The following is a 19,715-nucleotide window of genomic DNA, read 5'->3' as shown; positions in this document are numbered from 1 at the left end:
TTCGATGCGATTTACCGACGTCTTTATCAAGAAACCCGTCTTGGCCTCCGTAGTGAGCCTATTCGTTATCTTGCTCGGCTTACGCGCCATCACCGACATGAATGTGCGTCAATTCCCCGAGATCAAAAATGCAGTGGTCAGTGTCTCTACCACTTATATCGGTGCAGATGCCGATCTGATTCAAGGCTTTATCACTACGCCTCTGGAGCGTGAAATCGCTGCCTCAGAAGGGATTGATTACTTAGTCTCCACCTCAACCGCCGGTGTGAGCACCATCGAAGCCTATTTACGCCTTGATTACGATCCGAATGAAGCACTCACGCAGATTGCCGCACAGGTGAATAAGGTGCGCTCAGAGCTACCTGATGATGCCCGTGAGCCCGTCGTCACCCTGCAGGTGGGGGAAACAGTCGCGGCAATGTACCTCGCCTTCTACTCTGACGTCCTCACTGACAATCAAATTACCGATTACTTGGTCCGGGTGGTCGAGCCACAGCTGTCGACAATTCCGGGTGTGCAGCGTGCTGATGTGTTGGGTGCCAGTAGCTTTGCGATGCGGATCTGGCTCGACTCGGTCAAAATGGCCGCTTACGATCTCACCGGCACGGATGTGATTGCCGCCCTGCGCAGCAATAATGTGCTTGCGACGCTAGGGCGCACCAAAGGCCAAGACGTGGCGATTGATTTGAACGCCGCCACTGACATTCATGACGTGAAACAATTTGAAGATCTGGTGATCAGCAGTGATGGCCAATCTGTTGTGCGTTTGAGTGATGTGGCGACCGTTGAGCTCGGCGCCGAAAGTTACCAAACGTCGGTGAACTTTAACGGGCTTGATGCCACCTTTATCGGTATCGAAGTCTCGCCAGATGCCAACGCGCTGGATGTGATTGAGGCGGTGAATCAGGTGTGGGATGCCGACATTACCACCCAATTGCCTCAAGGGTTGTCAGCGTATATCGCCTATGATTCAACCGAGTATATTGATAACGCCATTGATGAAGTAGTGATATCGATTATTCTCGCCTTAGCCATCGTAGTCTTTGTGATTTATGGCTTTTTGGGGTCGTTACGCTCGGTGATTATTCCTGCGGTCGCGATCCCCGTATCGCTCATCGGCACCTTCTTTTTAATGTGGCTGTTAGGATTTTCCATCAACCTACTGACACTGCTTGCCATGGTGCTGGCGATTGGTGTGGTGGTTGATGATGCGATTATCATGCTTGAAAACGTGCACCGCCATATAGAAGAAGGTAAAAGCCGAACACAAGCCGCGCTGGAAGGGGCGCGCGAGCTGGCGTGGCCGATTATCACCATGTCGACTACCTTGGTCGCGGTGTTCCTGCCCATCGGCTTTGTCGGTGGCTTAACCGGGGTGTTGTTTGTTGAATTTGCCTTTACTCTCGCCGCGTCGGTGATCTTATCCGGCGTGGTGGCACTCACGCTCTCGCCCATGATGTGTGCCTATGTACTCAAACCCTATCACGCGGATAAAGCGACCCAAGAACGCTCCCTTGAGCATTGGCTGGATAAGCAGTTTGACCGATTGCATCATCGCTACCAACGCGCACTCCATAGCTTGTTGAATACCAATGCGGTGATCCTCACGTTTGGCGCGATTGTTTTAGTGTCTTGCTATTTTTTGTTTATCACCAGTCCTTCTGAGCTTGAGCCCGCTGAAGACCAAGGGTTTGTGTTCTCCATACTCGAAGCCGACAGCCAAACCACGCTGGATGCGTTGTCTGCCAGTACCGATGAATTAAACCGTCTGATTGACGATGTACCAGAAATCGACAACGTCTTTATTATCAATGGCTCTGGCGGCACCAATAACGCAATCGCGGGTATTGTACTCGCGCCGTGGGATGAGCGAGAGCGCAGTACCCAAGCGATTTTGGAAAACGAGATTCAACCCTTTATGGACAGCCAACCGAGCTTAAGCAGCTTTGCCTTGGTGCCCCCTTCACTGCCGTCTCCGGGCGGCGGCACACCGGTTGAATTTATTATCGGCTCAACACAACCCTTTGAGGCGATTAATGAAGTGGCGAATAATATTGTGGGCAAAGCGATGCAGACTGGGCGGTTTATCTTTGTCGATACCGATTTGAGCATTGACCGCCCCAAACAAACGGTCAAAATCGACCGTGAAAAGGCGGCTTTGATGGGCGTCGATATGCAACAGCTCGCCGCGGATATGGGCTCATTGTTATCCGGGGCGGATGCGGGACGCTTTTCACTGGAAAACCGCTCTTATCGAGTGATCCCCCAAGTGGCGCGTAATGAACGCCYCACACCGGAACAATTGCGCCATTTTTATACCCGCAACCAAGACGGCGAATTGGTTCAACTGTCAACGTTAGTGACCTTAGAAGAAAGTGTGCAGCCTCAAGCATTACGCGGTTTTCAGCAGCTGAATGCGGTGAAAATTTCCGGTGTACCGCGCCCTGGTGTTCCCTTGGGGGAAGCGCTGGGTGTGCTCGAAGAGATTGCAGCAACAGAATTGCCAGCAGGCTTTAGCGTTGATTATGCCGGACAGTCACGTCAGTTTATGAGCGAGGGCCAGCAACTGGTCGTGACCTTCTTCTTTGCTTTGATTGTGATTTTCTTGATCTTAGCGGCGCAGTTTGAGTCGTTTAAAAACGCGATCATTATTTTGGTCACCGTGCCAATGAGTGTCTGTGGCGCGCTGATATTTATCAGCCTAGGGTTTACTACCTTGAACATTTACACTCAAGTTGGCTTGCTCACTCTCGTTGGTCTGATTGCTAAACACGGTATATTGATCGTCGAGTTCGCCAATCAGCTCCAGCAAGAAGGACGGACCAAACGTGAGGCGATTGAAGAAGCGACCGCCATCCGTTTACGCCCTATCTTGATGACCACGGCAGCGACGGTGCTCGCCATGATCCCGCTATTGATTGCCTCAGGAGCCGGTGCTGGCGCCCGTTTTGCCATGGGGCTAGTGATTGCCAGCGGGATGACACTGGGCACCTTATTCACCCTGTTCGTGGTACCTGCTATGTATCTGTTCTTAGCTAAAACCATCACACCGGCATCCACTGAGTTGTCGCCAGCGCACACGCATCATAGCGATTAATCGTAAATTGTACCCATTGGGGCCACTGCAACGTGGCCCCTTTAGTCTCGGGAAACAGCCCTTTTATATCCGGTTACACACTAGGAGGACATAAAACGCGCGAGGACGAATTCCACCAGCAATCGAACGCGCAAAGGCACCTGTTCTCGGTCTCGATAGAGCAAAAATAGCGTACGCGCTCGACTGCACCATTGCGGCAACACGCGCTGTAATTCACCCTGATCTATCAAAGGTAGCGCGGAATAATCAGGAATATAGCCGATGCCAAACCCGGCCTGCACGGCATGGGTTAACATTTCAATTTCATCCACTTCGGCACGTATGCCCGTGGTGGCTTGATAATCAAACGCCTCCCCCGCTTGATGGTGTGTGAGCTCCCAAACCGTCATCGGATGACAAATCACTACCGGTTTACCACTCAGATCACTAGGAGAGCGAACATCGTGATAGTCACTGTCAGGGCTGGCGCACAAAATGAAGTGAATATCGGTGAGCGGCCGTGCAATCCAATTTTCGACCACGGGGTTCCCGACTCGAAACACCACATCCATGCCTTCCGCTTCAATGTCTATCAAACTATTGGAAAAGTTAAGATCCAGTTGAATCTCGGGGTATTCACGCATAAAGTCGAAAAAGACGCGGCGTAAAAACTGCTTACCAGCATTGATGGGTGCGCTGATACGAATTTTGCCTTGGGGGTGATGTTTCTCGCTCACCAAATCATCGTTCAGTGTCTGCAACTCATCGAATAATCCTGCGGCACGTTCAAAATAGCGATGGCCAATTTGGGTCAGAGAGATACGATGTGCATCGCGATTGAGTAAACGCAGGGCAAGATCCTGCTCAAGCTGGCGAATTCGACGGCTTAGGGTGGATTGCGGCATGGCAAGCTGCTGCGCCGCGGCTTTAAAACTCCCCAACTGCGCCACGGTACAAAAACAGCGCAAATCGTCTAACGAATAGCTAGGTTTCATATTTGGAATCTACCATTCTGATATTGCCGGTTTATTCATATTTTGAAACTTATACACTAGCGCCCATCACTCAACAAGTCAGGTCTTGCTATGACAACTACTGCTTCACTGTGGAAAGCCGTTGCCCTTCTCATTTTATGTGCCTTTTTTTGGGGCAGCACGTTTCCTATTGGTAAAGATGCGCTGAATGAAGTGAATGCGCTCACCTTGGTCTTTTGGCGCTTTGCCGTCGCCGCGATTTGTCTAGGCTTTTACCTCAAACTCACCCGTACCCGCGTTCCCACACTCAGCGCCAAGCAGTGGCTGTGGGCAACCACCGTCAGCGCTGTGGGGATTGGCGGCCTTAACCTCTGTTTGTTCACTGGACTCGAGTATACCCAAGCGACCAATGGGTCATTAATCATGGCGCTCAGCCCGTTGGTAACTTCACTTATCGCCTGTATTGCGATTCGCGCATTGCCGCGTAAGGGACAAGTTTTCAGCTTGGTGGTGAGTTTATCGGGCGTGCTCGTGGTGATCACCAATGGGCAGTGGCAGATGCTCAGCCAATTAAACTTTAACCAAGGCGATCAGATGATTTTCACTGGCATGTTTGCATGGAGTGCGTACACCTTCTTCAGCCAAGGCATTGGCCGCTGGATGCCGGTGATCCCCTACACGTTTTTAGGCATGCTAAGTGGTGCGACTGTGATTGGCATCATGTGTGCGCTTACACCAAAGGTTCATCCATTTGGCGAAGTCTTGACTGCAAGTCCGCTGACCGTCTCCGAACTCCTGTATATCGGTGTGCTGGGTACCGTCGCCGGTTACTTACTCTGGCTCAACGGCGTGCGCCATCTCGGTTCAGCCAATGCGGCACTCTTTTTTAACTTTGTGCCTGTGTTCGCGGTACTCACCGCGTTTTTGATGGGACAAGCCGTGAGCCAACTTCAGGTGGTGGGCATTGTCATTGTAATCGCAGGGCTGTTGCTGCCACGCCTTCCTCACCCACGCCACTGGCGCGTTGCTCGAACGACAAGCGAGGCTAAATAAAGCAGTAGCCTTTCCCGTGCGCAGTTTGGAGCCTTTCGGCAGGGAAGCCCGCATCGGCCAGTTTTTTTCTGATCCGGCTCAGGTGCATATCCAGACTACGATCATCTGGCGCGAAGGTTTTCTTCAATACTTGGCGATACAGCAGCGGTTTACTGAGGGTCGTGTCTTTGTGCTGCGCAAGGAGCCACAGCAACTCAAATTGAAGCGGGGTCAATTTCACCGGCTGTTCGTTAACACGCACGCGGTGCGTATCCTTTTGCATCCAGAGATTATCGATTTGTAGCTGCCCAGACGTATCTCGCATCGCAGACGTTGCATGGCGACGGTGCATGGCGATCGCTGAGCGCGCCAGACACTCTTCCAAATCAACGGGCGTCGATAATACATCATCAGCGCCAGCATTCAGCGCCGCGACACGGTCGGCCGCCGCTTGGCTCGCCATTAACGCAATAAATGGGCATTGCTCACTTAGCCACCGCAATGTTTTGGTTTGAGCGCCACCTTCCGGCACCCAGCTGATAAGCTGAACCGTATCCCAATCCGGCATGACATCATCAGGCCCAATCACAGTGACATCACAGCCATACTCGCGTAGTTTCGCTTCGAGAATGCCGATAAATGACATATTTTCCGGACCACGCACGACGATGGCGGGTTTGGCGATCGAGAAATACTCCTCGTACATGGATACTGTCCTAGCTGAGTTTGATAGCGGCGAAAATGCAGGGCCGCCATGTCATCGATAGGCGACCTTGCAAGGGCAAAGCGATATTGTCTTATAGCTTCGGTATTTAAAGCAACTGAGAGTACGACGCTATTGGGCGTTTGGGTTCACTCATTCTGTTTAAATGCTGCGAATTTCACCTAAACCAGCCCCGTATGCACAGCAGAAACATCCGGACTCAGGCTTAAAACCGGTCGACACGATAAGGCTGCATATCGACCGATGTGCTCTCGCCATCCATCATTTGTCCAATAAGTTTTCCAGTGACGGGTCCCAGCGTAAAGCCTTGGTGCCCGTGACCAAACGCGAGCCATAATCCGGGTTTATTCGGCGTGGGTCCGATGACAGGTTTCATATCCGGCATACACGGGCGCCCACCTTTCCAGGGCGCAGCATCCACGCGTTCACCCAGTGGATAGAGCTCGCGTGCTACCTTTTCCGCTGCCGATAATTGCCGCTCGTTCAAGGGAGCATCCAATGCTGTCAATTCTGCCCCTGTGGTTAATCGCACGCCCGCGCGCATCGGTGCGAGCAAATAGCCCACTTCAGCGTCCATAATCCAATGATTGAGTGGGGTGTTAGCATCACCTTGGTAGTGCATGTGATAGCCACGTTTGGTGAACAAAGGTACCTCTATGCCTTGTTGGCGCAACCAGTAAGATGACCACGGGCCCATCGCCATCACAACCTGATCCGCGCGAAGGCGCGCGTGATCCGTTTCAATGACCCAATGTCCGTTTTCCTGCTTTAATGCTTGCAAATTGGCACGCTTTATCTCGCCGCCTTTGGCTATAACATCGTCGGCGTAGGCTTGTACCAAGGCTCCGGGATCGGTGACAGTCCAAGGTTGTTTCCAATGAATTGCGCCCGCTAGCTGCGCGGTTAAATGCGGCTCCAACGTAGCGAGCTGCGCTTGATTGAGCACCTCATAGTCCACGCCGTAACTGGCATAGTCAGACGCGGCACGCGAGCACTCTTCATCCAGCGCTTTTTGGCTGCGGAATAACTTGAGGTAACCTTGCTTGCGGATCAGCGATGCCGCGCCCGCGGATGCGATCATTTCATCATGCGTATCGAGGCACTGCATGATTAATGCCGCATACTCGGGGACCAATTTTTTGTATTGGTTTTCACTCGAATGATGCCAATATTGCAGCAATGGATGGGCGGCACGCAGAACACTGGTGGGCCGATAACGAATATCGACAGCACGATTAGGTAACACACGCAGCAAGGTGGCAAGGTCGCGCGGAAAGGCGTAGGGCCGAACAGCTTCACGCTGAATAATACCTGCGTTGCCAAACGACGTTTCTTGCCCAGGCGCCATTCTATCGACGACCGTTACATCGTAGCCTCGCTTTAACAAATGCCAAGCAACAGACACACCGACCATACCCGCTCCCAGTACCACCACATTTTTGGCCATTTTTTCACTCCCTGAACACGCCAAGTCATTTATCTCCGCGGCGAAATTTATCCGCGTAATTCCATGCTTTTACACATAACCAATAACGACATCAATAATAAAATGACGAGTTTTCCGGCGCGCTCTCAGTCCATGAACGATTGAGATCGCATTTGGCCAGCCGACGGGTGAAAACGTTGCGCATGCAGTCGATTTCAGTCGTCCAACTGCACACTTTCCTGCTTTCTATCCTCAGCTTGACTTAAAGACCACGCAGCAATATGTGACAGTGGTCACTCATGCTCAAAAAGTAAAAGGATGAAATATGGCTGACTATGATCCTAATAAAGGCTTCGTTGCCATTTTGGGGTGGAGCTTAAATGCCATTGACGCGATCAGCCGTTTCGATCGTCAGTACGTCGTCGTGGCGCCCACATGGGCTGAAGACTACGCAAAAGAACACGATATTCCTTTTTTGCCGTGGAATTTTGAGCGACTCAACGACCGCTCTTTTGAAATTGCCACCACCTTGCAAGAAATGGGCGTCGATGTCGCGATTCCACTGTTTGAAGAAACCGTGGAATGGGCAGGCGCCATTAACGCCGTTCTGCTAAAAAATCCTAAATTAATGGGCCAAGCCCTTCTCTTCCGCGATAAATCGCTGATGAAACGTCGCGCACAAATCGGCGGTATTCGTGTCGGTATCTTCGAAGAAGCACAAGATAAGTCCGATGTGGTCCGTTTTCTGCGTCGAGTGAACCAAGCCTTACTGAAACTGGATGGTGACCCAAACGATCCTATCCACCTCAAAGCGTTTGATAAAGCGGGCTGTGAAGGTCACTGGATGATTCGCGAACCGGACGACCTCGACCGTGTCTCGGATGAAGAGTTTCCCTTGTTGATGGAGAGCCACTTGGATGGTTGGGAGTTCGCCGTCGAGGCCTTTATTAAAAACCGAAAAATCCAGTTTTTAAATATCTCTGAATACGTCACGCTCGGCTACTCTGTGTTCGTGCCAGCCTCACCAGAGCTTGAAAAATACCGTGAGAAAGTGACCCAAGAAATTGAAAAACTGATTGATGCCTTTGATATCGACTTTGGCTTTATTCATCCAGAGTATTTCGTCACCAAGGACGGCCGCATGTACTTTGGCGAAGTCGCCTATCGTCCTCCCGGTTTCCAAGGCTTTGAAATCATTGAGCGTGTTTACGGCTTCAATTGCTATCAAGCCATGGTGGTGGCCTTTGACCCACACACGACTGACGAAGAGCTAGAAGCCTTTTTCCCAACGCCTATCAAAGATGCCAAAGGTGTCGCCGGTACATTTGGGGTCTACCCTCGACGTCGTGTTGTCAGCCAACTTGCCATTCCTGAAGAAACAGAAAACCACGAGTACTTTGAATTTCATGAACTTCAGTCACCAATGGAAAACAAAGTACCGAAGCGCAGTGCTTTCGGCACACACTGGGGTCTACTACACTTTTACGGAGACGATCCGCACGTTATGCGCGATCTATTAAAAGCACAGGAAGATCTCGACTTTTATGTCTAGCTTATTGAGTAAGCTTGACCACGCTATCGAACAACTTGGTCAAGTCAGCGCTATCGCTAAAGCCCGCCACCAGTTTCATGTTTTAGATATCTGTGGGCGGGTGCTAGGACAAGAAAATGGCATTGAAGCGCTATGTATGCGTATGCCTGCCTTGCAAGAGGCAGGCATATTTCAGGGAACAGATTGGGCTGAACCTGAGTATTTGTTAGCGAACTTAGTCCCAGATACGTTGGCGTACGCCGAGAAAAACACCGTGGTGCTTGATTGTTTAAGCCAGCTACGGATGCTCGCGATTGTTGACGGCCAGTTGAGCACGACTCGCGTTTCAGCCGCTGACGCCCGACAGTTTCTCGCCAAAGTCCTGAGTCTCAACTTATCTTGGGTGATGGGCTTTTCCGATGAGTCTAGCCGGACACGGCTGGGTTCTCTCGCCCCTGCGATCAGTGAACTTTATCGATATCTACTCGCACACTTGGGGTATGAAACGATTTTAAGTGAGCTCGTCGACGAAGTCTGGCGAGTACTCACCCAGCGTCCGATCCAAGTCAATCCCATCAAGACAATGATTAACCACATTTCTATTCTTGTGTCTCAAGAGCAAATCCAACTCGGTGACGCAAAGCTGGGGATTGATCGCTTAGTCAGCGCCTTGTATGGCCCAACACAAGGGTGCTACGACGACCCCGGCTTACCCGCTTATTGTGAACGCTTATCCGCCATGGATACGAACTCACTACAACAAGAAGCGATGGGTTTCGCGCGTGCCATGCACGATGTCGGGTTAGTCTCTGATTACCATGCGACGTTTTTATGCTGGCTACTCGAGAATGACCAGCCCGATGTCCTGCCTACCGCCTTGGGTCTGAGTAACACTGGGCTAGATTGTTTGGTCACATACCGCCAACTCGTTCATACCTTGATTCAAGAAGCTGTCCATCCGCAAACCGCTCAAGCGATTTACGGTCTCGCGATGATGTTAGAGCGAGGTGTTTTGTTCGATACACCCGTCGCGCCCAGCCTGTGGCGACAAATTAATCWGACCCTGCACCCAGACGTCACAAATGCGCTGTCACTTGCGTTTGGGGAGCACCTTCCAGCCCGCGTCCACTTATTGGCTGGAGTCATGTCCGTGCTTGGTCAGCCGCTTGGTGTGGCACAAGGTAACAATCCAACCTGCCAATCAGCGCGGGCGATATCCATGTGGGCGTATAACGACCCGGATTATTTGCTGAACTCTATTGTACAAGTGGCCTGCAATAATAACTTGCGAATGCATTTTGAGGGGCAAACGCTGGACTCAACTACCTTGTTGCAAGGGCTGAGTCAGTCCCTCCCGATTGATACCGATCCGGTGTCCGTTGCACTCGTTCCTCATCTAGATAAGTTATATATTGAGATGGGTCGTCTGTGTGTAGGCAGACAAGAAGACCCTCACAAATGGATTAACCCAGAGTTTCACGGTTGGTATGTGGGGCGTGAATTCATGATTGCTGTTGACGTGCAGACAGGTATGTTGAAGGCGTTTGATCAGTTTATCGAGCGTTTCTATAGTCGCTACCACCCCTACTATAACGGCAATATACCAGTCATTCATCCCCAACCCGTAGGCATTGCCGTGACCAATAGCCAAGGGGTATTTGTGGGCTGGCACGCCATTACCTTGATACGCATCGCTCTCGATCAAGACAGCATCATGCGCGTGTATTTTTATAATCCCAACAACGATAGCGGGCAGGATTGGGGGCATGATGTGGTGGTATCAACCCAAGGAAAAGGAGAGCAATACGGCGAAGCTTCCCTGCCCTTTGAACAGTTTTTGTCGCGTTTATACCTATACCATGACGACTCTATTGCAGTAGGCACCTCGGCCGAACTGCCTGACGATGCGATCGGTCGCATCAAGCAACTCGCACTCGATAGCTGGGCAAAAGACAGGCATGTCGCCTCTGCCTCACCCGCTGCTGCGGCACCACCCTATTGAAAAGCACATTCAATGGCTTTTTCTACCTAAGCCACAAACGGTCAATAATTAGACAGCAACACCTTTAATTCTGTCGATACCGCCCTCATCACGTTTACTAGGCTTAGAAATAAAGGTGAGGATATTGAATGAAAACGCACACATCACGACTCACCCAACCACCTCGGGAGCACAATGCGCAAGGAGAGGCGCGTCGAGTCGGTGTAGAGCTTGAACTAAGCGGTATGGAGCTCGACGAAATCGCACGTATCGTCGCAGATAAGTGGTCGCTTACGGTTGAAAAAGGAGGCCGTTACGATCGCCATCTAACTGGGGATGACGCGGGCGATTGGGTTGTTGAGTTAGATTATGCCAAATTAAAACGCCTTGGCCAGAGTGATAGAAGCGAGAAAACACTGGCCAATAAACTCGACCAGTCCGCTGAAGACGTCTTAGCGTGGGCTGCCAAGCTGGTCGTGCCGGTAGAAATTGTCACGCCACCTCTCCCGCTAGACCGCCTCGATAGCGTCGAGGATTTAATTGCTTCACTGCGTCAACAAGGTGCCGAAGGAACTGAAGACAGTCCAGTTTATGCATTTGGCATGCAGCTCAATCCAGAGCTGCCAGATCTAAGCGCCAAAACGATTTGCGCGCACTTGAAAGCATTTTTATGTTTGTATGACTGGCTTTTAAAACGGGCCGACATTGATCTGTCGCGGCGCCTAACCAACTATGTCGACCCTTTCCCGAAAGCATATATTGAACGCGTGCTAGCGGCTGATTATTGGCCGGATCTGAATACTCTGATTGATGACTATCTTGCCGATAATCCCACGCGAAACCGTGCGCTTGATATGTTGCCCTTGTTCGCGCACCTCGATCCTGAGCGCGTCAATTCGGCCGTCAACGACGGGCTGACTAAGGCGCGACCCACTTTTCATTATCGGTTGCCAGACAGCAAAGTCAGCCAACAAAACTGGGGCATTCACGAAGCATGGAACGACTGGGTGGAGGTAGAAAAACTCGCCGCCGATCCTGCGCGACTGGACGCATGTTGCAAAGCCTATTTGGGCTATCTCAACGATCCATTAGCGCGTATCGTTAATAACTGGGCGGAAAAGGTGCACAATTTATGGATAAACCGGTCATCGCAATAACCGGCCCGAGCAAAGGCGCAAGGCTGCCACGTTTTTTTGTCGCCGCGGCAGTCAAACTTTATGGTGGCAAACCGTTACAGTTGCACCCCGGCACCGCCTTAGATCCAGACGCCTATCATGGCGTAGTGATTACTGGCGGGCACGATGTCGAGCCTGTTTTGTATGCTGCGGAGCCCGAGGTCAAACCCAACTACGACTCTGAACGCGATGCCTTGGAAAGCGCGGTTATCAAAAGCGCGCTGGCAAGCCAAAAGCCCTTGCTGGGGATTTGCCGTGGTGCGCAACTTCTCAACATTTGCTTAGGCGGCACCTTGCACCAAAGCTTGCGCGAGCAACGTAAAAAAACCTCTCATCGCTGGACAGTGTTCCCGATGAAAACCTTGTGTATATTGCGTGATGTCAACGGCCATATACAGCAACGGTTGGGGCAAGGCAGACGCAAAATAAATAGTCTACACAACCAAGCGATTAACGCGTTAGGCGAGGATTTAACGGTAAGCGCACGTGATTTAGATGGCATTGTACAGGCCATTGAGTCGCCTAACCGCCCTTATACACTGGGGGTACAGTGGCATCCAGAGTTCTTGCTTTATCTTCGCTGTCAGCGTGCACTGTTTAAGGGCTTAGTCGAGCACGCAACGTGCTTCCAGCAGCGACAAGCGGCATCTCAGTAAAGATGTTTGTTAGTTGGTGAAAAACAAAAACGCCGAGGCACATTCGCTCGGCGTTATCAGGTAGCGACTAACGCTTTGACCGCGCATTTAGTCGCTTCTCTATCTGACGTTTTTCCCACTTATCACCAAAAAGATCGACAATGCCCAGAGCATTAACACCGTGGCTGACCACTGTAACCCCCCATCCCATTGCCACCCACCATGCCCAATAATAGCCGGGGCTAGTTTGCCAGTTGATAATAAACAAAATCGCCATTACGACCACATAGTGCGTCAAATGAGAATAAAACCCGCCGAGGGCACGGACGCGATTGGCAATCGCTCTTTCTTCAGGACTGATTGAAGTATCTGCCTGCATGTCTGCCTCCTTTTGCAAATCAGTAATATCGATATCAAACACAGCAGCCAACGATTTCAGCGACTCCAATCCGGGTTTGTGGCCGCGCTCGATACGTTGAATCGTTCGAACACTTAACCCACTAAATTGTGCTAATTGGTCTTGCGACCACCCTTTTTGAACTCTGAGTGCTTTCACGTTCATCCTTGCTCCTTTGTGCTCTTCCCTATCGACACTATGCAAAATGGGGGCGACATTACCACGACAGCACCCCGACACCTTAACGACAGTTATTTAAAATCAACAGCTTACAAACAAAAACCACCCGATAGCCAATCTGCATATTTTACCCTTAGCAAAAGGTATCAATATACAAGGCTTCGACCTTATCGCGCGCCCACTGCGTTTTACGCAAAAATTTCAACGATGATTTCATCGAAGGATCGTTAGAAAAACAGTTCACATTGATATGCTGGTAGAGGCCTGACCAACCATAGTGTTCAACCAAACGGGTCAAAATGGTTTGTAGGGTTAACCCGTGCAGCGGGTTATTGGGTTGTGTATCCATAAGGGTTCTCAGCAACTCGAGCACGCGCTCGTCAATAAAAGCGCTACTTTACGTGACGATATTGCAAAACGCGAATTTAACCACGGTAGCTCGCCAGCTTATAATCAAGGTTTAGCTTAATCGCCGGCCATTCGCTTTCGATAATCGAGAACACAACGGTATCACGGTATACGCCATTCACGATCTTGTGGTTACGCAACACACCATCTTGTTTGGCCCCTAAACGGGCAATGGCCGCACGCGATGCCTGATTCAACCAGTGGGTGCGAAACTCAACGGCAATCACCCCCAAGCTTTCAAATGCATAAGCGAGTAATAACCGCTTACACTCGGTGTTTACCGACGAGCGGTGATAACTGCTGGCGTACCAAGTGTAACCAAGTTCCACGCGCTTATTGGCGGCATCCGCATTGGCCAATCGTGTTGACCCAATCACTCGCCCCGATTCTTTCTCAATCACGGCGAACGGCAATGCTTTATCTTTCGCTTTTTCGTCCAAGGCGCTAGCGATGTAGCCTTCCACCGATTCCGCGTTCGGGACCGAGGTATACCAGAGCTCCCAAAGCTTGCCATCGGTAGCGGCTTCGACTAATGCATCCGCGTGCGAGGCAGATAAAGGGATCAAGGAAACCGTGTCACCATGCAACATGATGTCATCTTGGATAAAAAAGCGTTCCATGCTCATGATTTAGTCCTTATGGTTGGAAGTCATAATGAAAGGTTATGGCTGCTTGTCGTAAACGGCGACACCCTCTGGGATTTGAAACCACTCTTGTTTCTCGCTAACCCAGACATGAGCGGTCGGTTGAATCAATCGAGTATCCGATAAGGTTGAAGGCTTGAGTTTTATCTTGTCGGGTTCATCGGGGTTAAAATGATAAATACGGTTGCCGCACGTTGGACAAAACTTTGCACCGTTGACGTTGCCGCTATCTGAGAGTCGACGCCACTCTGCCATTTCACCCTCAAATTTTACCGAGTCTGCACGCACTACCGCAGTAATACTAAATGCACTTGTGGAGAGTTTTTGACAGGCTTTACAGTGGCACGCCACGACCATTAACGGCGCAGACAATAACTGATAGCGTACGCCGCCACATTGGCATTCACCCGTGATTGGATATGTCATAAGTCCTCACTATTTTTCATTCCGCCACTTTGGCGTATACCACAGTGCTAGAAATCGCACCGCTCGGCAGGATACGGTCATTGATAAGTATCGCTTCTTGATGATACCCACAGCGCTTGGCTACCGCTCGGCTGCGGGTATTTTCGTAGGCAGTTTTGATTTCGACACGCTTGGCATTAAGGTCATTAAACGCGTACTGCTCTAGCGTTCGCACCGCTTCACTCATATAGCCAAGGCCTTCTTTGGAGCTCCGCAGCCAATAGCCTATTTCAAAATAAGGAATCGCGATGTTGCGGATGATTAAGCTGATCACACCCACCAATTGCCCCGTCGATTTTTCAAAAATCGAGTAGCGTAGTTCATTGATAAACATGTCGAAGTCATCAATCGCTTGTTGGGTGTTTTCAATCGAGCTCGATTCGGTCAACGCGTGCGGAAGCCAATCCATAAAAGGCGCAAGGGTGTGCTGACTTTCCAACACGGCTTCTAAGATGAAAGGCTGATGGGTCATATTGGGTGCCACCAGCAACAGACGATCGCTGTCGAGTTGGTCTACGCGCGGGGAATCATCCATTAATGTCCACCCAGTACCGCGCCAATGATTCATTGAACACTTCACCATTGATGATGTTTTCCAACGTGCCGCCATTGGCTTCAATTACTTTGCGCGATGCCATATTGTCTTCATTCGCGGTAATTAGAGCGCGAGTGATCCCCAGCTCTCTTGCCTTGGGCAGCGCTAAGGCTAACATTTGCTTGCCGCATCCGCGTCCACGGTATGACGGCGCAATATCGTAACCAATGTGTCCGGCTTCTTGAGATAGAAATGGCGTATTAATGTGATGGCGGATCCGAATCGCGCCAATGATTTGTTGCTCAGCATCAAGCAGCCAAAAATGACTACACGGCACATAACCTTTACGAAGGTTTTTACCCAATGCCTCATCCGATAACCGAGTCACGTAAGTGGGGAAATCGTCTTTCCCCGGCCGATAATAATCGGCATTGTCGGGGTCAAACTGAGCAAAATCATCATAAAAACGTGTAAAGGCTGCTTGGTGATTGAGTGCGGGGCCGACTAATTCCATGTGCTTGTTCCAATTCCTGTCATAGAATAAGGCTATCTCATTGATATTGAGAAATAAACCCTTATTGATCGCCTTTCATCTACCGCCTTAGCGCACCCCACACGCCACCCAAAAGTGATTGAATGGTTGATTGCCGCGCATCATTGCCAACGCATCACCGCATCAAACGTTTGACAATGTTGAACCGCTTGCTCCGCCTCTTGCAGATAAACTTGTTGGGCACTTGAGGTTGGATAGGTTAAATACTCGGAACATTTCGCACTTTGACCGTTACCCACCACAATCTTGGTGCCCGGTTGCAAGGTGCACTGCACCAATTTATCGAGCGGCGACCATTGATAACAAATCTCATAATCTTGGCGATAATCCGCCACCAAGCCAGACGGTTGTGATAACGCCCACCAGTGACCAAACTGACTATGCGGGTTGGTGCTATTCCACGCGCGATATACTGTCACCCCTTCAGTCGCCTGATATACCTTGCCTTGGCAAAGCTTCCCTTTCAATGGCTGACCCAACGACGACGCCAGTAACGCAGGATCGTCCACAGCGACAAACTTGTCTGCCCATGCGCTTGGCAACGCCGTACTACCGACACATTCTGCAGCGTCGGTCGTTTCATTATCAACGGGCGCACTGGTACACGCTTGCAGTGTCACCATCAGTGCGCCAAGCAGTGCTTTTTTCATCATCCTTGCTCCCATTCGTGTTGTAATATGGCGTAAACCACCGTATCCCACCACCGTTCTTTAAAGAAACGATGCTGATGAAAATGGGCCTCTTGTCGCATGCCAAGTGAACGACAAAGCTTGGTTGCAGCAAGATTATCGTAAATGGTCTCAGCGTATAACCGATGCACACCCAGAGACTCAAAACCAAAGTCGGCCAGCGCGACAGCCGCCTCTCTCATTAGCCCCGCGCCTTGCGCCTCTACAGCTAGGCCGCATCCGATGGAAGCTTGATGGTTGTCCTCAAGCCTTAAACCGACGGTGCCTATACATTTTTCTGATTGCTTGCAGATAACCGCTAACTGATAAGCCACGCGTGGATTTGTGTTGGCTTGTTCGATAAAGCGCGCGTGTAAGTCTCGGTATGTCTCCGGCTGGCAGTCCGTTTCGCTATAAAAGCGCTGGTACTTCTGGTGTTGCGTTAAGTGAACAAACGCCTCTTCATCGCTCGGCTGCATGTCACGCAGCACAAGTCGACGTGTTTCAATCATAAACATCCTTGTCTCTCTCGTTGTTTTAGTTCAGCGCCTTAACCATGGTGGTGGCGCCTGAAAAGCCGACTAACCATTTTAGGTGCGGAAAGCGCTCTTCTTTAGTGGCGACAAAGCCTTTGGCTTGATAAAGCTTGCGGGCTCTGGGGTTGCTATCAATGACATCTAATCGAACGCTTTCAAAGCCATGTGCTTGGGCATAATCCATAATGGCATCCAATAATTGGGAGCCAATCCCCTGACCACGTATCGCGCTATCAACAGCAATGCCATCCATCACCAATTCATTGTGTGCCGCTTTACGCTCAAACAGCGCCAATATCGCGCAGGCCCAAATGCCTTTGATGGGCCCCAAACTATCGATCAACTGTTTCGCGTCCATGCCCTGTGTCAGTGCGCCGGTTTGAGTTTGAAACCCTGCCAACCCCACCACCTTGCCGTTTTGCATAGCGGCAAACGAAAAGTCTGGGACAAAACACTGAGACAACACCGCCACGCGCACTGCCTGATTGGGGATTACCCGTGCGAACTTCATCCCAAACGCCTGCTCATATAACTCAGCGACGTTTTGTGCTTGCTCAAGCGGCCATCCTTGCCGGATCGCTATCTCCATTGGCTCCCCTCTGTCTTCTTCAATAAAAAAACATCCACACATTTATCTTGACGTGAAGATTTTTGGTATTTATCTTTACATCAAGATAAATGGTTAATCACAACTTAATCAGTTCAGCATGGTTTAACCACAAGCGTATGACAGCCACCTTTTTACTGGCTATTGCGCGGCATAAGGACACACAGGAGTCATAACATGGAGACTAAAGTAATGAATATAATCGTATTTGGTGCCACGGGCGATATTGGTAGTCGAATTGTATCGGAAGCGTTGCAACGCGGCCATAAGGTCACGGCAGTGACACGTAACGAGGCAGCATTCAGCAAGCTACCCGACGGCGTAAAACCTGTCGCCGCCAATTTGAGCGATGCGGACAAGGTGGCATCGGTAATGGCTGGTCATGATCTTGCCATTACGGCGTTACGCCCACCGACAGGCGAAGAAGCGCAATTACCGGTGTTAACCCAAGCCGTCGTCCAAGGCGCAGCCCACCATCAAATGCGCGTTCTGATTGTCGGCGGTGCCGCTCGACTGATGATTCCGGGCACTGACGGTGAAACCGTGCTAAACGCCGAAGGATTTCTCCCTGCTTCAGCGGTTGAGATTGCACGCGCGTGCCAAGTGCAATATGAGCAGTGCCTCGCCAGCCAAGATGTGATTTGGAGTTATCTCTCGCCTGCCGCCATGATCGCACCCGGTACTCGCACCGGTCAGTACACATTGGGGACAGACACCTTAGTGACAGATAGTGACGGACAGTCTCGCATTTCAATGGAAGACTTCGCGGTCGCCATGCTTGATGAGGCCGAAACACCTAAGCATCTGCAGCAAGCATTCACGGTGGGCTATGGCACCTAACAGGTGCTAGATCGTAAACGTAAAAAAGGAGCGCTGCGTTGAGCGCTCCTCACTATTCGATCTTTTCTTACCAGCTTAAACCACTGACAGCTCGACCTTAATATTGCCGCGCGTGGCATTGGAATACGGGCATACCTGGTGCGCTTGCTCGACCAATGACTGCGCGGTCTCTTTATCCAGATCACCGACAGAAACCGCCAACTTCACGGCAATGCCAAAGCCGCCATCACCATCGGAACACGAGCCTTTGATTCGCTTATTTGTCACATCGCCAAACTATTGCTTGGTCCTGCCACCCTTTATTGAGACAATCGTTGCTGTTACTTCGACAATTACGGACAACAATGAAATTACTAGCTCGCAATCTTGCTCGCACCACTACCGAACACCAACTTCGTCAGCTGTTTTCTGAGTATGGTGATGTTACCGAATGTAATCTGGTGCTGGACCAAGAGACTGGCGAATCCAAAGGCTTTGCTTTCGTGACCATGCCTGATGACACACAGGCGAAAGCCGCGATGGCGGCGTTGCACTTAACCAGCGTTGCGAAAAGCAAAATCCGCGTTAAAGTCGCAAACTAAGCAAAAGGCTCCCTTGCACTTACATTGGCTATGAGGCGAGAGCGATAGCCAGCACGATCACACGTGTTGGCTTTTGTTTATGGTCGAAACTTCTGTCCATGGGCGAATACTATTCAGCTGATCTTCGAGCTCATGTTCAGTAATTTCAGTATCATAGGCCACTTGAGCACGCAGCCAATAGCCCTTCGACAATCCAAAAAAACGGCATAAACGCAGGTCTGTATCAGCCGTTATAGCCCGTTTACCAGCAATAATTTGACCAATACGCTGTGCGGGCACTCCGATTTCTTTAGCCAAACGATATTGCGAAATCCCCATCGGGGTCAGGAACTCTTCTTTTAGTAACTCGCCAGGTGTGACAGCTTCTACAGTACGCATGAGCGACCTCTTAGTGATAATCAACGATTTCGACATCTTCCGCACCACCTTGAACCCAGCGAAAGTAAATGCGGAACTGATTATTGATTCGAATGCTAAATTGCCCTTTACGATCACCCTTTAGCGGCTCTAGTTTGTTACCAGGTGGTATTTTGAGATCATCTAAATCGGTTGAGATTTGTAGCTGGCGCAATTTTCTAAGCGCGACTCGCTCAAAATTGACGAAGCGCTTTACCCGCTTTCCCTGTGCTAGCTTTTCAGTATCTTTGCAATTAAACGTTCGAATCATAAACCCAATAGTAACGGATAACGTTAATAACGTAAAGCGTCATTAAACGATAGCTAATTGACAGCCTACGCCCGACTCGT

At 50.4% G+C, this 19,715-nt stretch carries 22 protein-coding genes and 1 pseudogene; 8 read left to right on the top strand and 15 right to left on the bottom strand.

What is annotated here, in order from left to right; genetic code table 11:
• Positions 1–4: 4 nt before the first annotated feature.
• Positions 5–3,097, top strand: a complete 3,093-nt coding sequence (locus tag BZJ19_RS13610; RefSeq protein ID WP_077676019.1) for an efflux RND transporter permease subunit — start codon at positions 5–7, stop codon at positions 3,095–3,097.
• An 80-nt stretch (positions 3,098–3,177) separates the two neighbouring features.
• On the opposite strand, the gene BZJ19_RS13605 is transcribed toward BZJ19_RS13610, so the two are convergent.
• Positions 3,178–4,071: a LysR family transcriptional regulator gene (locus BZJ19_RS13605; RefSeq protein WP_077676018.1), complete on the bottom strand. Its 894-nt coding sequence runs from the start codon at positions 4,069–4,071 to the stop codon at positions 3,178–3,180.
• Positions 4,072–4,161: 90 nt separating this feature from the next.
• Between BZJ19_RS13605 and BZJ19_RS13600 the strand changes: the two genes are divergently transcribed.
• Complete coding sequence (locus BZJ19_RS13600; RefSeq protein WP_077676017.1) at positions 4,162–5,103, top strand: DMT family transporter; 942 nt, start codon at positions 4,162–4,164, stop codon at positions 5,101–5,103.
• Here the strand turns inward: BZJ19_RS13600 and BZJ19_RS13595 are convergent.
• Complete coding sequence (locus BZJ19_RS13595) at positions 5,096–5,788, bottom strand: response regulator transcription factor (protein WP_077676016.1); 693 nt, start codon at positions 5,786–5,788, stop codon at positions 5,096–5,098. The two genes, BZJ19_RS13600 and BZJ19_RS13595, sit on opposite strands and share 8 nt — an antisense overlap.
• Positions 5,789–6,011: 223 nt before the next feature.
• Entirely contained in the window at positions 6,012–7,253 is a 1,242-nt protein-coding gene (locus BZJ19_RS13590; RefSeq protein WP_077676015.1) for an NAD(P)/FAD-dependent oxidoreductase, read from the bottom strand.
• Positions 7,254–7,557: 304 nt separating this feature from the next.
• On the opposite strand from BZJ19_RS13590, the gene BZJ19_RS13585 reads away from it, so the two are divergent.
• From BZJ19_RS13585 to BZJ19_RS13570, 4 genes are all read left to right on the top strand, one after another.
• Positions 7,558–8,784 (top strand): ATP-grasp domain-containing protein, encoded by a 1,227-nt coding sequence (locus BZJ19_RS13585; protein WP_069587552.1) that lies wholly within the window; start codon positions 7,558–7,560, stop codon positions 8,782–8,784.
• Complete coding sequence (locus BZJ19_RS13580) at positions 8,777–10,765, top strand: hypothetical protein (RefSeq protein WP_077676014.1); 1,989 nt, start codon at positions 8,777–8,779, stop codon at positions 10,763–10,765. Before BZJ19_RS13585 ends, BZJ19_RS13580 begins: the two co-directional genes overlap by 8 nt.
• 128 nt (positions 10,766–10,893) lie before the next feature.
• Complete coding sequence (locus BZJ19_RS13575; protein ID WP_077676013.1) at positions 10,894–11,901, top strand: amidoligase family protein; 1,008 nt, start codon at positions 10,894–10,896, stop codon at positions 11,899–11,901.
• Entirely contained in the window at positions 11,877–12,575 is a 699-nt protein-coding gene (locus BZJ19_RS13570) for a gamma-glutamyl-gamma-aminobutyrate hydrolase family protein (protein ID WP_077676012.1), read from the top strand. Before BZJ19_RS13575 ends, BZJ19_RS13570 begins: the two co-directional genes overlap by 25 nt.
• Positions 12,576–12,642: 67 nt before the next feature.
• Here the strand turns inward: BZJ19_RS13570 and BZJ19_RS13565 are convergent, their stop codons facing one another.
• The 9 genes from BZJ19_RS13565 to BZJ19_RS13525 form a co-directional block, all read right to left on the bottom strand.
• Positions 12,643–13,116, bottom strand: a complete 474-nt coding sequence (locus tag BZJ19_RS13565) for a 2TM domain-containing protein (protein WP_077676011.1) — start codon at positions 13,114–13,116, stop codon at positions 12,643–12,645.
• Between the two features lie 148 nt (positions 13,117–13,264).
• Positions 13,265–13,480 (bottom strand): VF530 family protein, encoded by a 216-nt coding sequence (locus BZJ19_RS13560; RefSeq protein WP_046073336.1) that lies wholly within the window; start codon positions 13,478–13,480, stop codon positions 13,265–13,267.
• 76 nt (positions 13,481–13,556) lie between these two features.
• Positions 13,557–14,165: a GNAT family N-acetyltransferase gene (locus BZJ19_RS13555; RefSeq protein ID WP_077676010.1), complete on the bottom strand. Its 609-nt coding sequence runs from the start codon at positions 14,163–14,165 to the stop codon at positions 13,557–13,559.
• A 36-nt stretch (positions 14,166–14,201) separates the two neighbouring features.
• Positions 14,202–14,609 (bottom strand): GFA family protein, encoded by a 408-nt coding sequence (locus tag BZJ19_RS13550; protein WP_077676009.1) that lies wholly within the window; start codon positions 14,607–14,609, stop codon positions 14,202–14,204.
• Between the two features lie 16 nt (positions 14,610–14,625).
• On the bottom strand, positions 14,626–15,183 hold the full coding sequence (locus BZJ19_RS13545) for a GNAT family N-acetyltransferase (RefSeq protein WP_077676008.1): 558 nt from the start codon (positions 15,181–15,183) through the stop codon (positions 14,626–14,628).
• On the bottom strand, positions 15,176–15,697 hold the full coding sequence (locus tag BZJ19_RS13540) for a GNAT family N-acetyltransferase (protein ID WP_077676007.1): 522 nt from the start codon (positions 15,695–15,697) through the stop codon (positions 15,176–15,178). The genes BZJ19_RS13545 and BZJ19_RS13540 overlap by 8 nt, the downstream gene beginning before the upstream one ends.
• A 140-nt stretch (positions 15,698–15,837) precedes the next feature.
• Complete coding sequence (locus tag BZJ19_RS17290; protein WP_077676045.1) at positions 15,838–16,386, bottom strand: hypothetical protein; 549 nt, start codon at positions 16,384–16,386, stop codon at positions 15,838–15,840.
• Positions 16,386–16,922 (bottom strand): GNAT family N-acetyltransferase, encoded by a 537-nt coding sequence (locus tag BZJ19_RS13530; RefSeq protein WP_077676006.1) that lies wholly within the window; start codon positions 16,920–16,922, stop codon positions 16,386–16,388. The genes BZJ19_RS17290 and BZJ19_RS13530 overlap by 1 nt, the downstream gene beginning before the upstream one ends.
• 19 nt (positions 16,923–16,941) lie before the next feature.
• Complete coding sequence (locus BZJ19_RS13525) at positions 16,942–17,529, bottom strand: GNAT family N-acetyltransferase (protein ID WP_077676005.1); 588 nt, start codon at positions 17,527–17,529, stop codon at positions 16,942–16,944.
• A 210-nt stretch (positions 17,530–17,739) separates the two neighbouring features.
• Here BZJ19_RS13525 and BZJ19_RS13520 point away from each other — a divergent pair, with 210 nt between their 5' ends.
• Positions 17,740–18,387 (top strand): NAD(P)-dependent oxidoreductase, encoded by a 648-nt coding sequence (locus BZJ19_RS13520; RefSeq protein WP_077676044.1) that lies wholly within the window; start codon positions 17,740–17,742, stop codon positions 18,385–18,387.
• Between the two features lie 75 nt (positions 18,388–18,462).
• Here BZJ19_RS13520 and BZJ19_RS13515 read toward each other — a convergent pair.
• Positions 18,463–18,615, bottom strand: a pseudogene (locus BZJ19_RS13515) (OsmC family protein); the annotation flags it as partial.
• Between the two features lie 116 nt (positions 18,616–18,731).
• On the opposite strand from BZJ19_RS13515, the gene BZJ19_RS13510 reads away from it, so the two are divergent.
• Positions 18,732–18,968, top strand: a complete 237-nt coding sequence (locus tag BZJ19_RS13510; RefSeq protein WP_069587544.1) for an RNA recognition motif domain-containing protein — start codon at positions 18,732–18,734, stop codon at positions 18,966–18,968.
• A gap of 57 nt (positions 18,969–19,025) precedes the next feature.
• Here BZJ19_RS13510 and BZJ19_RS13505 read toward each other — a convergent pair whose 3' ends face one another.
• On the bottom strand, positions 19,026–19,346 hold the full coding sequence (locus tag BZJ19_RS13505; RefSeq protein WP_077577889.1) for a HigA family addiction module antitoxin: 321 nt from the start codon (positions 19,344–19,346) through the stop codon (positions 19,026–19,028).
• Positions 19,347–19,356: 10 nt separating this feature from the next.
• Complete coding sequence (locus BZJ19_RS13500) at positions 19,357–19,635, bottom strand: type II toxin-antitoxin system RelE/ParE family toxin (RefSeq protein ID WP_077676004.1); 279 nt, start codon at positions 19,633–19,635, stop codon at positions 19,357–19,359.
• Positions 19,636–19,715 lie beyond the last annotated feature (80 nt).

It is taken from the genome of Salinivibrio proteolyticus (assembly GCF_001996165.1).
Taxonomy (GTDB): domain Bacteria; phylum Pseudomonadota; class Gammaproteobacteria; order Enterobacterales; family Vibrionaceae; genus Salinivibrio; species Salinivibrio proteolyticus.
This window is presented reverse-complemented; position numbering and strand designations above follow the sequence as displayed.